The sequence below is a fragment of the Cupriavidus sp. H19C3 genome (assembly GCF_049393815.1).
In the GTDB taxonomy this organism is placed as follows: Bacteria; Pseudomonadota; Gammaproteobacteria; order Burkholderiales; family Burkholderiaceae; genus Cupriavidus.
Genome location: NZ_CP184986.1, coordinates 1531401 through 1543365 on the forward strand (window position 1 = coordinate 1531401; position 11965 = coordinate 1543365).

The 11965-nt window shown below is 67.1% G+C and carries 11 protein-coding genes; 9 read left to right on the plus strand and 2 right to left on the minus strand.

The genetic code is table 11. The annotated features are described in order from the left end of the window. Positions 1–279 precede the first annotated feature (279 nt). The gene (locus DFLDMN_RS26420; RefSeq protein ID WP_423198701.1) at positions 280–1371 is read right to left on the minus strand and encodes an acyltransferase family protein; all 1092 of its coding nucleotides are present in this window, start codon (positions 1369–1371) and stop codon (positions 280–282) included. A gap of 141 nt (positions 1372–1512) precedes the next feature. On the opposite strand from DFLDMN_RS26420, the gene DFLDMN_RS26425 reads away from it, so the two are divergent. Further along, positions 1513–2349, plus strand: coding sequence for a DUF1120 domain-containing protein (locus tag DFLDMN_RS26425; protein ID WP_423198702.1), 837 nt, complete (start codon positions 1513–1515; stop codon positions 2347–2349). A 190-nt stretch (positions 2350–2539) separates the two neighbouring features. Then, positions 2540–3451: an amino acid ABC transporter substrate-binding protein gene (locus tag DFLDMN_RS26430; RefSeq protein WP_423198703.1), complete on the plus strand. Its 912-nt coding sequence runs from the start codon at positions 2540–2542 to the stop codon at positions 3449–3451. 7 nt (positions 3452–3458) lie between these two features. On the opposite strand, the gene DFLDMN_RS26435 is transcribed toward DFLDMN_RS26430, so the two are convergent. Continuing rightward, positions 3459–4325, minus strand: coding sequence for a hypothetical protein (locus DFLDMN_RS26435; protein ID WP_423198704.1), 867 nt, complete (start codon positions 4323–4325; stop codon positions 3459–3461). A gap of 445 nt (positions 4326–4770) precedes the next feature. Between DFLDMN_RS26435 and DFLDMN_RS26440 the strand changes: the two genes are divergently transcribed. Genes DFLDMN_RS26440 through DFLDMN_RS26470 form a run of 7 tightly spaced genes read left to right on the plus strand, consistent with a single transcriptional unit; the run spans position 4771 to position 11912 of the window. Further along, entirely contained in the window at positions 4771–6507 is a 1737-nt protein-coding gene (locus tag DFLDMN_RS26440) for a glycosyltransferase family 39 protein (protein ID WP_423198705.1), read from the plus strand. Beyond that, entirely contained in the window at positions 6504–6875 is a 372-nt protein-coding gene (locus DFLDMN_RS26445) for a DMT family transporter (RefSeq protein ID WP_423198706.1), read from the plus strand. The genes DFLDMN_RS26440 and DFLDMN_RS26445 overlap by 4 nt, the downstream gene beginning before the upstream one ends. Before the next feature lie 8 nt (positions 6876–6883). Then, complete coding sequence (locus tag DFLDMN_RS26450; RefSeq protein ID WP_423198707.1) at positions 6884–8059, plus strand: DegT/DnrJ/EryC1/StrS family aminotransferase; 1176 nt, start codon at positions 6884–6886, stop codon at positions 8057–8059. After that, positions 8038–9036, plus strand: coding sequence for a glycosyltransferase (locus tag DFLDMN_RS26455; protein WP_423198708.1), 999 nt, complete (start codon positions 8038–8040; stop codon positions 9034–9036). Before DFLDMN_RS26450 ends, DFLDMN_RS26455 begins: the two co-directional genes overlap by 22 nt. Continuing rightward, positions 9024–9962 carry a formyltransferase gene (locus DFLDMN_RS26460; RefSeq protein WP_423198709.1) on the plus strand — a complete coding sequence of 313 codons (939 nt, stop codon included), beginning with the start codon at positions 9024–9026 and terminating at the stop codon, positions 9960–9962. Before DFLDMN_RS26455 ends, DFLDMN_RS26460 begins: the two co-directional genes overlap by 13 nt. Beyond that, positions 9959–11011, plus strand: a complete 1053-nt coding sequence (locus DFLDMN_RS26465) for a bifunctional UDP-4-keto-pentose/UDP-xylose synthase (RefSeq protein ID WP_423198710.1) — start codon at positions 9959–9961, stop codon at positions 11009–11011. Before DFLDMN_RS26460 ends, DFLDMN_RS26465 begins: the two co-directional genes overlap by 4 nt. A 1-nt stretch (position 11012) precedes the next feature. Beyond that, a complete protein-coding gene (locus DFLDMN_RS26470; RefSeq protein ID WP_423198711.1) occupies positions 11013–11912 on the plus strand; it encodes a polysaccharide deacetylase family protein in 900 nt (299 codons plus the stop codon). Positions 11913–11965 lie beyond the last annotated feature (53 nt).

The following is an 11965-nucleotide window of genomic DNA, read 5'->3' on the forward strand; positions in this document are numbered from 1 at the left end:
ATACTAGGCAACGTTCATGCCACCGACCAATCGGGGTTGTAACGGGTGTGCGCGCAGGGCAACGGAATATTCACGCACTGCACGGGTGCGCGATGCACCGCGATGAGGAGAAAAGGGCGCAGGGTGGGCGCAGGGTGGGCGGAGGATGGGGCGGGAGCGCGCCCGGTCGCGGTCGGGGCCGCGCCGGGGCGTCGACGACTTGCCACCGGTGACAGCGCCGGTGAGCGCCGGTGAGCGCCGGTGGGCGCCGGTCAGCGCCGACCCGGGCAGGAACAGGGCTCAGGTATTGCCCAGCGCACCTTGCTTACGGTCGCGCCGAAGCCAGAGGGCCTGGCCTAGCGTGTGCAGCGGATCGCGCCGCTCCACGTAGCGATGGAAGAGCGCGCCGGCCAGATTGGACGCGACCCAGGCGAACAGCATGCCGAGCGCGTTGCACAGCGGCTGGCCCGGCGCCAGGTGGTGGACCACGGCGTTGACCACCAGCAGCACCGGGAAATGCACCAGGAATACGGAATACGAGATACGGCCGAAGCAGGCCACCACGCGGCCGCGCGGCCAGCGTTCGAGCCAGTCTCCGCGCCGCGCGATGGCCAGCAGCAGCGCGGTGGCGAGGGCCACCGCGATGCGCAGGCGGAAGTCGATCACCAGCGCCGCGGTGCCGACCGCGCCCAGCGCGATCAGCGGCAGCGACGAGCGCTCCGGGTGCGAGGCCCAGTACGCCAGCGTGCCCATGCCATACGCGCCAAAGAAATACAACGCCCACACATCCCACATGGCATTGCGGTTGAACCAGAACAGCGACACTACCGCGAGTGCGGCCACCACCGGCATGCCCCACGCCCGGCCACGGCCGGACACCGTGCGCGCCAGCCAGAGCGACAGGATCAGCAGCGCAAACAGCTGCAGGTCGATGGCGACATACCAGACCCCGGCCGACAGCGCATCGACATCCAGGATGTTGTGCAGCAGCAGCAGATGCGCGAGGAACTGCCGCAGGTGCGGCGCGGCCGGAATCGCGTCGTCGACCAGCCAGGCACGCGCGATGGCGGCGCCCGCGATGCTGAGCAGAATGGCGGCGGCATAGGGCACCACCAGCTTCCGGTAGCGCCGCCACAGGACGACCACCGGATTCGCGACTTCGAGGTGGCCGTGCGGCGCCAGGCTGCGCGCGGCCAGGAACCCGCTGATCACGAGAAAGACCTGGACGGCGATACGGGCATAGTCGGCCAGCCAGTCGATCAGTCCTGGCGCCAGCACGTGCGCCGCGGCGGACATGGGGCCGTAGAAGGCCAGGTGGTGCAGCACGATCAGTTGCGAACTGACGGCCTTGAGGGCGTCGATGCACGCCATCCGCGACGGACGGGAGCTCATAGTTATAGTGACTTCAGGATAACGCGAAGCCGGCATTCTACATGGGCCGGTCCGGCCGCGCCGCGCAGGCCCGCGAGCGCGTAACCAGCGCGGGCCCCTGGCGCGGATCGCACCGCGGACTGCAAAATTCGGCAGCCGGCGATGTTGCTTGGCGGTGCGAATTATCACAATTGGCGGCTCTTCTTCCTATTGCGTTGGGTCGACATGACAACTGCTCGCTACACCCCTTCCCTGGACGCCGCGCACGCCGCGCATGCCCTGCATCCGCTGCATCCGCTGCATCCGGCGCTTCCCGTCCGCCTGCGCGGCTGGCGCCGCGGGCGCGCAGCCGCACGCAAGGCTGGCGCCACCCTGATCGGCGCCACCCTGATTGCGGTGTCTGGCCATGCCGTAGCCGCCGATACGGCCGACCTCGCGGTCACGGGGATGATCCGGCCATCGGCATGCAATATCCTGCTGTCCGGCAACGGTCAGGTCGACTACGGCGTCATCTCCGGCCCGCATCTCGCCAAGCAGACGAAGATCACCAGCCTGGGTATTCATAATGTCAACCTGCTGATCAGCTGCGACGTGGCCACCCGTGTCGGCTTCACCATCACCGACAACCGGGTCGGCACGGCGAGCCTGCCGTCATCGGGCGTGTACGGCTTTGGTCTGGGGCTCGTCGGCGGCAAGAAGTTGGGGGCTTATCTCGTTACCATGCTCAACCCGGTCACCAGCGACCAGGGCACGGTGCATATCGTCAGTTCATCGGACAAGGGCAAGACATGGGACGCGCCGCCGCTACGGGCATTGCGTCCCGATGGCGGCGTACTGCAAAGCTGGGCCACAAGCAGCGGACAGGCGCCGGCAGCCTACCGCAGCGTCACACAGCCGCTCAAGGTCGAGGCGTTCGTGCTGCCGGCAGCGGATCTGCCGCCCTTGGATGCGCCGGTCCACCTCGATGGCTCGGCGACGTTCTCGCTGGTCTACCTGTAGCGAGGCCCCGACAGAGACCGGCAGGGCAGCGTTGGCGTGGATCGCGTTCAGATCGCGGCGCACGCGTGCATTGGCATGCTTGCGTTGGCGTGCTTGCGTTGGCGTGCTTGCATTTGCATATCACCAGAATGTCGTTCGGCTGGGCGGCACCGGGGTTTACCCTTGCTTTTTTCGCAAGGTTCCCGCATTCATGTCTTCGCCCGCCCTCTCCCACCTCCTGAAACGCGTACTGGCCACCGCTGCGGTTGCCATCTCCGCGCTGGTCCCGCTTGCCGCTCACGCGGACAGCCCCGTGCTCGACAAGATCCGCAGTACCGGCGTGATCACGCTCGGTTACCGCGAATCCGCCCTGCCGTTCTCGTTTGCCGACGACAAGGGTCAGCCTGCCGGCTACGCCGTGGACCTGTGCCTGCGCGCGGCGGAGGCGGCACGGCACAAGCTCGGCCTGAAGACCATCAAGGTGCGCTGGCTGCCGCTCACGCCGCAGAACCGCGTGCCCGCCGTGGTCAACGGCCTGGTGGACCTCGACTGCGCGCCCAACACCAATACGCTCGAGCGCCAGAAGCAGGTGGCGTTCAGCGTGTCGCATTACGTTTCCACGGTCCGCATGCTGGTGCGTGCGGACTCGGGTATCCATTCGTTGGAAGACCTGCGCGGCAAGACCGTGGTCACCAGCGCCGGCTCGACCGGCGACCGCCATGTACGCCGGCTCAAGGGCCAGTACGGCTACCGGGACATCTACGCCAAGGATCATGGCGAATCGTTCCTGATGCTGGAGTCCGGCCGGGCGCAGGCGTTCGTGATGGACGACGTGCTGCTGGCCGGGCTGCGCGCCAAGTCCAGGGACCCGTCGCAGTTTGTGATCGTCGGCCCCGCGCTGTCGGTGGAGCAGAACGCGCTGATGCTGTCGAAGGCCGATCCGGAGTGGAAGCAGGTGGTGGACCAGACGCTAGCCGCGACCTTTGCCGGGCCGGACGCCGCCGCGCTGCAGAAGCGCTGGTTCCAGCAACCGATCGGCGCGCGCGGCACCAACCTCGCGCTGGCGCCGTCCGCGGAAGTCCTGCGGGCGTGGAAGCACCCGTCGGACGTGGTGACGGAATAAGCCGGGCCTACTCTCCCGCCGCGGCCGGATCGATCTCCAGCGACGTCACGTCGATCCGTTGCACGCGGTTGTTCTGCCGGATCTCGGTGCGGAGCACGAAGGCCTCGGCGGGGCAGTACCAGTCGGTCACGCGCAGCACGCTCGGCTCGACCTGCAGCACATCGTCACCCACCTGCAACGGGCCCAGCGAGGTCCGTTTCTCATAGGTAATCGGCAGGCATTCCTTGCGCCCCATCACGGTATCGATCATCTGCTTGCGGCCCACATGGCGCGAGCTCACGATGATCGACGCATAGAGCGCCTGCATGGTGCCGACCACCTCGTCGGACGACAGCGGATAGATCTTCAGCGCGACGCTGGAGCGAAAGGTCTCGCCTTCCAGTTCCGCCCCCTCCTTGATATCGAGCCCGGCGTAGTTGAACACGCCGCTGCCGCGGAACGCCGCCTCGCCAAACATGCGCGCGTACCGGGCGCGGGCATTGATGACGGCGTTGCGGCTGTCGATGCTGGTCTTGCTGTGGGCGCCGCGCCGGTCAATATTGATCTCGTGCATCTGCTCCATGATCACCGGCGGCCCCATCAGCGCGGACAGGGCCGACTTCGAGCGCACTTCCAGCTGGGCGCTGCAGCCGGTGCTCCAACGCATGACGTCACGCAGCGTCATGGTGATGGACATCGGCATATCCCCGTCCCCCTCCATCTGCACGCGCGAGCCGGAACGGAACCACGGCGCATCGCACAGCACCGCGCCGGCCGGCATCGGTGCCGCCGATTCCACCGGCGGGTTGGCGTTCGCTGGCGCGGCGACCTGGGCCATGGCAGGGCTGGCGAGGCACGCCAGCACGACTGGCCATTGATATAGTGCCGTTTTCATCACTTCTTGCGACTGAATGCACGCCGGGGCAGGCGTTGAAGGTGGAGACAAGCCGGTAGGCAATCCTGTTGCCTGGCATGCTGCCCAGGCGAATACCATCAGTATTGCCTGAAAACGGCTTGCCGAATATGGGTTCAAGCGGTGGGATGGCCCGGCGCTCGCCCCGCGCGCCTCGGCTCGGCACCCCGCGCGCGCGGGTCGATGGCATGCCGGTCGCGGCATGCGCTCGTGCTAACATTGCGCGCCCGCGCAGTTTGGCCCAGGCGGTTCGGCCCAGGCCCCGGCCCGGCTGATGGCGCACGGGTTCGCGGGATGGGAACCGAGGCGCACGGCGCCGTTCTCATGTTGCAGCACCCCCCGTTGTCCACCAGATTCGGGCCTGCCGCGTTGTGCGTGGCTTGCCACCTGCCGGCCTTGTCCATGGCCGGCCCCTTCCAGGAGATCTATGCGCAGTTCCTCGCCCTCGCGCCTAGCCGGGCTGCCCGTCGGCATGATTGCCATGGTCGCCATCGCGATCCTGCTGGTCTGGTTTGGCACGCTCGACGCCCGCCACCTGCTGCGCCCGGACGAAGGCCGCTACGCCGAGATCTCGCGCGAGATGTTCATGAGCGGAGACTGGGTGACGATCCGCTACAACGACCTCAAATACTTCGAGAAGCCGCCCTTTCACCTGTGGGTGACCTCCATCGCCTATACGCTGTTCGGCGTGGGCGACTGGCAGGCCCGGCTGTGCGTGGCACTGTCGGGCATCGTCGGCCTGGCCGCGTCGATGCTGGCCGCGGCGCGCTGGTTCGGTCCGCGCGTGGCCGTGCTGACCGGCCTGGCGCTGGTGGCCGCGCCGATGTGGAGCGTGGCCGGCCACTTCAATTCGCTCGACATGACGCTGTCCGGCGCGCTGGCCTGCGTGCTCGCCTTCATGCTGCTGGCCCAGCATCCGGACGCCACCCCGGCCGCACGCCGCAACTGGATGCTCGCGTGCTGGGTCGCAATGGGCGTGGCCGTACTGACCAAGGGCCTGGTCGGCCTGGTCCTGCCCGGCCTGGTGCTGGTGGTGTACACCCTCGTCACGCGCGACGTCGGTCTCTGGCGGCGCCTGCATCTGCCCGGCGGCGTCATCGCGATGCTGATCGTCACGGTGCCGTGGTTCTGGCTGATCGATGCGCGGAATCCCGAATTTGCCCACTTCTTCTTCATTCACGAGCACTGGGACCGCTACACGTCCACGGTGCACGAACGCAAGGGCACGATCTGGTATTTCGTGCCGCTCGTGGTGGCCGGCTTCCTGCCGTGGCTGGGACTCACCCCGCGCATGTGGACCGAGGTGCGCGAGCGCGCCGGCGCAGTGCGCGGCGCCGCCGGCAAGCCGTTCCAGCCGGCCTTGATGGCGGCCCTATGGGCCTTCGCCATCTTCGCCTTCTTCAGCCTGTCGGGCTCCAAGCTGCCCGGCTATATCGTGCCGATCTTCCCCGCGCTGGCCATGCTGGCGGGCATTGCGCTCGACCATATCAACGAGCGCTCGTGGCAACGGCAGGTCAACGCCATGCTGGCGCTGGCGGTGGTCGGCCTGATCGCCACGCCATACGTCGCCACGCTCGACAAGCCCACCACACCCAACGAGGTCTATCGCGCGTTCGCGCTCTGGGTGGGCGCGGCCTTTCTCGTGCTGCTGGTGGGCATGATCGTGGCGCGTCGCCTGCTGCGTTCGCGCGGCCTGTTCCCGAGCATCACGGCCTATGCCATGGCGCTGTACCTGTGCTGCACGGTGGCGCTGCTGGGCCACGAGGTCATGGGGCGCCGCGCCTCCGGCGTGGATCTGGTACCCGCAATCCGCGCGGTGCTCAAGGACGACATGCCGCTCTATGGCGTGGGCGTGCTCGACCACACGCTGCCGTTCTACCTGCGGCATACGCTGACCATGGTGGAACATCCCGATGAACTTGAGTTCGGTATCGCACAGGCACCGGACCGCTGGATCCCCACCATGAAGGCTTTCATTGCCCGGTGGCAGGATGGCCAGCCAGCGGTCGGTATCATGTCGCCCGACACGTACGACAGCCTGCGCGCGGCCCAGGTCCCGATGTACGTGGTGGCACGCGATGTGCGCCGCGTCGTCGTCAGCAATTTTCCGCCGCCGGGCCAGCCCGCGCAGGCAACGCCCCAGGAGACGAAACCCGCGCCATGACGCTTTCGACCTTTGCCTTCATCTTTACGGGCGTGCTGCTCAACGCCTGCGCGCAATTGCTGCTCAAGGCCGGCGTCAACGCGGTCGGCGCCATCACGCTCGACCGCGCCACGCTGCTGTCCACCGCCTGCCGGGTGCTGACGCAATGGCCCGTGCTGGGCGGACTTACGCTGTATGTGGTCAGCGTGGGCGTCTGGATCATCGGTCTGTCCCGCGTCGACGTCTCGATCGCCTATCCGATGCTGTCGCTCGGGTACGTGGTCAACGCGCTGGCCGCCTGGTGGCTGTTTGGCGAAATGATCGGCCCCTTGCGCGTGGCCGGCATCCTGCTGATACTGGCTGGCGTCTTCCTGATCGCCCGCTCCTAGGAACGACCATGACTGCTTCACCCGCCCAGGAATTCCTGCCGTTCGTCCGGCCCGACATCGACGGCGCGGCCATCGCCGAGGTCGGCAAGGTGCTGGCTTCCGGATGGATCACTTCCGGCCCGAAGATGCAGGCGTTCGAGTCTGCCCTGTCCGATCTGTTCGGTGGCCGGCCGGTGCGCACGTTCGCCAATGGTTCGGCGACGATGGAGATCGCGCTGCGCATCGCCGATATCGGCCCCGGCGACGAAGTCATTACCACGCCGATCACGTGGGTCGCGACGGCCAATGTCGTGCTGACCGTGGGCGCGCGGCCGGTGTTCGTCGACGTGGACCCGCGCACGCGCAACCTCGATCTGGACGCGGTGGAAGCGGCCATCACGCCGCGCACACGCGCCATCATGCCGGTGTATCTGTCGGGCCTGCCGGTCGACATGGACCGCCTCTACGCGATCGCCGCGCGCCACGGGCTGCGCGTGATCGAGGACGCGGCACAGGCCATCGACGCGCGCTGGCGCGGCCAGCGCATCGGCGCCTTTGGCGACCTCGCCAGCTTCAGCTTCCAGGCCAACAAGAACATCACCACCATCGAGGGCGGTTGCCTCGTCATGAACTCGCCCGAGGAAGCGCAACGCGCCGAGCGCCTGCGCCTCCAGGGGGTGATCCGTACCGGCATGGACGGCATGGACGTGGAGGAGCCCGGCGGCAAGTTCAACCTGACCGATGTCAACGCGGCCATCGGCCTGCAGCAGCTGGCCAAGCTCGACGCCATCACCACGCGGCGCGCGATGCTTGCCGAGACGTACTTCCGCTGCGCCGCCGCCAACGGCATGGCGGAGCTTGGCGTGGAACTGCCGCTGCCCCGCGACGGCGAAGCCGCCACCACCAACTGGCATATGTTCCAGGTGGTGCTGCCCACCGAGCGCATGGCCGGCGGCCCGGCGGAAGCGCGCAAGCGCCTGATGGAAGCCATGCGCGAGCGCGGCATCGGCACCGGCGTGCATTACCCGCCGGTACACCTGTTTACCTATTACCGTTCCCTGGGCTGGCGCGAGGGGATGCTGCCGCACGCCGAGCGCATCGGCCGCGGCATCGTCACGCTGCCCCTCTTCCCTGCGATGCAACCTGCCGACGTGGAGCGAGTATGCGAAATCTTCACCGAAACATGCAAACGCCTCTCTCACTAAGCCCGGTCGAAGTCTCGGTCGTCATTCCGGTCTACAACGAGGAAGACGGACTGCAGGCGCTGTTCGACCGCCTGTATCCGGCGCTCGACGGCATGGCCACGTCGTATGAAGTCATCTTCATCAACGACGGCAGCGCCGACCGCTCGCCGCAGATGCTGGCCGCGCAGTTCCACCAGCGCCCGGACGTGACGCGCGTGATCCTGTTCAACGGCAACTTCGGCCAGCATATGGCGATCCTGGCGGGCTTCGAGCATACGCGCGGCCGCATCGTCATCACGCTCGACGCCGACCTGCAGAATCCGCCCGAGGAAATCCCGCGCCTGGTGGAGAAAATGCGCGAGGGCCACGACTACGTCGGCACCATCCGCCGCCAGCGCAACGACACCGCGTTCCGCCGCTATGCCTCGCGCGCGATGAACCGCCTGCGCGAGAAGATCACCAAGATCCGCATGACGGACCAGGGCTGCATGCTGCGTGCGTACGACCGCAATGTCATCGATACCATCAACGCATGCCGGGAGGTCAACACCTTCATTCCGGCACTGGCCTATACCTTTGCCTCGAATCCGATCGAGATCGAGGTGGGGCACGAACAGCGCCATGCGGGGGAATCGAAGTATTCGCTGTACCAGCTGATCCGCCTGAACTTCGACCTGGTCACCGGCTTCTCGATCGTGCCGCTGCAGTGGTTCTCCGCCATCGGCACATTGCTGTCGCTGTCCTCGGCCGGCCTGTTCGTGGTACTGCTGGTACGGCGCTTCCTGCTCGGCTCGGAAGTCCAGGGTGTGTTCACCCTGTTCGCCCTCAACTTCTTCCTGGTCGGCATCATGCTGTTCGGCATCGGCCTGCTCGGCGAATACGTCGGCCGCATCTACCAGGAAGTGCGCGACCGCCCGCGCTACCGCATCCAGGCCGTGCTCGAGCGCGACGTGCGCGCCGGCGCCAGCAACCCGGAGGCGGCATCGTGCGCGCGGTAGTCTTTGCCTACCATAACGTCGGCGATCGCTGCCTGCGCGTGCTGCACGCGCGCGGCGTGGAGATTGCACTGGTGGTCACGCATCGCGACCGTGCCGACGAGAACATCTGGTTCGAACGCGTGGCCGATACCGCCGCGGAGCTCGGCGTGCCGTTCGTCTACGGCGAGGATCCGCACGATCCCGCGCTGATGGCGGTCGTGCGCGACGCCGCGCCGGACATCATCTTCTCGTTCTACTACCGCGCGATGATCCCGCCGGCATTGCTGGAACTCGCGCCCGCCGGCGCCTTCAACATGCACGGGTCGCTGCTGCCGAAGTATCGCGGCCGCGTACCGGTGAACTGGGCGGTGCTGCGCGGCGAGACCGAAACCGGCGCCACGCTCCACGCGATGGAAGCCAGGCCCGATGCCGGCTTTATCGTCGACCAGACCGCCGTACCGATCCTGCCCGACGATACCGCGGGTCAGGTCTTCGAGAAAGTCACGGTGGCCGCCGAACAGACCCTGTGGCGCGCGCTGCCGGCAATATTGGCAGGCACCACGCCGCGCCATCCGAACCGGCTCGAGGCCGGCAGCTATTTCTCGGGCCGCAAACCCGAGGATGGCCGTATCGACTGGCAGCGTCCGGCCGCCGAGGTGTACAACCTGATCCGCGCGGTGGCGCCGCCCTATCCGGGCGCCTTCACCGATCTGGGCGGGCGCCGCTTTGTGGTCGCACGCGCGCGCCGCGCCCGTACGGGTGCGGTCGGCACCCTGGCGCCCGGCCTGCACGTGCACGATGGCCGCATCGTCGGCGCCTGCGGCGACGGTGGCCTGATCGAGATCCACACGCTGCTGGCCAGCGATGCCGCCAGCGCCGCGGCCGCCATCGCCCCCTCCGAATTCGCATCCTTTATGACTGCTCTGCCCAAGGAAGACAACCGATGAAAAAGGTCCTGATTCTTGGCGTCAATGGCTTCATCGGCCACCACCTGACGCGCCGCATCCTCGAAACCACGCAGTGGGAGGTCTACGGCATGGATATGTCGTCGGACCGCCTGGGCGACCTGGTGAACCATCCGCGCATGCATTTCTTCGAGGGTGACATCACCATCAACAAGGAATGGATCGAGTACAACATCCGCAAGTGCGATGTGGTACTGCCGCTGGTGGCCATCGCCACGCCGGCCACCTACGTGCGCCATCCGCTGCGCGTGTTCGAACTCGACTTCGAGGCCAACCTGCCGATCGTGCGCGCGGCCGTGAAGTACCGCAAGCACCTGGTGTTCCCCTCGACCTCCGAGGTCTACGGCATGTGCGCCGACGACGAATTCGATCCGGAAGCCTCGCCGCTGGTGTACGGCCCGATCAACAAGCCGCGCTGGATCTATGCGTGCTCCAAGCAGCTGATGGACCGCGTGATCCATGCCTACGGCATGGAAGAAGGCCTCAACTACACGCTGTTCCGCCCGTTCAACTGGATCGGCGCCGGCCTCGACTCGATCTTCGAATCGAAGGAAGGCTCCTCGCGCGTGGTCACGCAGTTCCTCGGCCATATCGTGCGCGGCGAGCCGATCAAGCTGGTCGACGGCGGCGCGCAGAAACGCGCCTTTGCCGATATTTCCGATGGCATCAGCGCGCTGATGCAGATCATCGATAACAAGGACGGCGTGGCCAGCGGCAAGATCTTCAATATCGGCAACCCGGCCAATATCCACTCGGTGCGCGAGCTTGCCGAGATGATGCTGAAGATGGCCGCCGAGTATCCCGAATACGCCGACCACGCACGCCAGACCCGCATCGTCGAGACCTCGTCGGGCGACTTCTACGGCAAGGGCTACCAGGACGTGCAGCACCGCGTGCCGAAGATCGAGAACACCATCAGCGAGCTCGGCTGGAAGCCCGAGGTCAGCATGGAAGACGCGCTGCGCCGCATCTTCGAGGCGTACCGCGGCAAGGTGGTGGAAGCGCGCACGCTGGTCGACTCGACCCACTGACATGGCCCGGATCGCGCTCAAGGTCGATGTCGATACCCTGCGCGGCACCCGCGAAGGGGTGCCGCGGCTGCTGTCGATGCTGTCCGCCGTGCAGGCGCAGGCAACCTTTCTCTACAGCCTGGGCCCGGACCATACGGGCTGGGCGCTGCGCCGGGTGTTCCGGCCCGGCTTCCTGAAAAAGGTCTCGCGCACCTCGGTGGTATCGCTCTATGGCGTGCGCACGCTGATGTATGGCGTGCTGCTGCCCGGGCCCGATATCGGCCGCAAGGCTGCCGCCGAAATGCGCGCGGCGGGCGCGGCCGGCCATGAGTGTGGCATCCATACCTGGGACCACGTCTACTGGCAGGACAACGTCCGCGCGCGCGATGCCGCGTGGACGCGCCGCCAGATGCAGAATGCATTCGATCGCTTCGTCGATATCTTCGGCGAGCCGCCGCCGACCCACGGCGCCGCCGGCTGGCAGATGAACGACGATGCGTTCCGCCAGATCGACGACTGGGGCATGGCCTACGCGTCGGACGGACGCGGCGTGACGCCGTATATTCCGAGTGTCGACGGCGTGGCCTGCCGGCATGTGCAGATGCCGACCACGCTGCCCACGCTCGACGAGCTGATCGGCGTGGACGGCATGACCGAGGACAACGTGCACACCGCCATCCTGCGCCTGACGGAAGCCGATCCGCAGGACCACGTATTCACGCTTCATACCGAGCTGGAGGGCGGCAAGCTCGCGCCGGTATTCGAGAAGCTGCTGGCCGGCTGGCGCGCGCAGGGGCATGAGCTGGTCTCGATGGCGACGTGGTACCGCCATCTCGACCGCAGCACGCTGCCGGTGCTGCCGGTCACCTGGGGCGAGATCGCCGGCCGCAGCGGCGAGCTGATCGTGCAGCCCGGCGCGTAGACGTCGCGGGCCCGACTCGGCGCTGGCGCCCTGCCGGCGCCGCCGCAGCACCG